Source organism: Dellaglioa sp. CoH-55-MRSF-7, from assembly GCF_056782235.1.
The window spans coordinates 1-479 of record NZ_JBXAYI010000057.1 but is presented as its reverse complement, the minus strand read 5'-3'; the positions used below and the strand labels follow the sequence as shown (position 1 = coordinate 479).

Here is a 479-nt window from a genome sequence, read left to right as displayed (position 1 = left end):
CCCCAAAACTGATGCTGAGGCGGGCGGAAGAGTGTAGTTGCCACCCGAGGGCTTGTTGGTTAGATCGTTATAGCTGCCGGTGAACGCAACAGGTGCCAAATCCCCGGGAGCCACACCTATGCTGATGATCGCACCAGTGTTGTCGAGAGTGTAAAACTTTCGGTCCGGGAAGTTTATGGACAACTGTCCCTGAAGAAGCTGAGCCGTAGTTGGCCGGGCACCCGCCGTTATCAGGCGCGGGTGCTGAACAGGAATGTTCGCTGTTGTCATTTTGTTTTCCTAATTAACCTATCACGCCACCATCTATGACAAGAGCCGTGATATACGAAAGCGGAATTGCATCGCTCGGATTGACTGGCGTAGCAATACCGTTGAGCACCTGTGATCCCATGTTCAGCGGGCCCGTCATAGTCACGTTGCCAGCGACTGGAACAGCGTTCACGTTCGCGGCCGTCAATGACACGTCGCCGCTTCCGTTC

At 54.7% G+C, this 479-nt stretch carries 2 protein-coding genes; both read right to left on the bottom strand.

Annotated features, from left to right (window positions below; all coding sequences use genetic code 11):
- Positions 1-270 (bottom strand): hypothetical protein (locus AC1RPU_RS07840; RefSeq protein ID WP_481769619.1); only part of this gene is annotated, 270 nt, incomplete at its 3' end.
- A gap of 13 nt (positions 271-283) precedes the next feature.
- Positions 284-479 (bottom strand): hypothetical protein (locus AC1RPU_RS07835; RefSeq protein ID WP_481769618.1); only part of this gene is annotated, 196 nt, incomplete at its 5' end.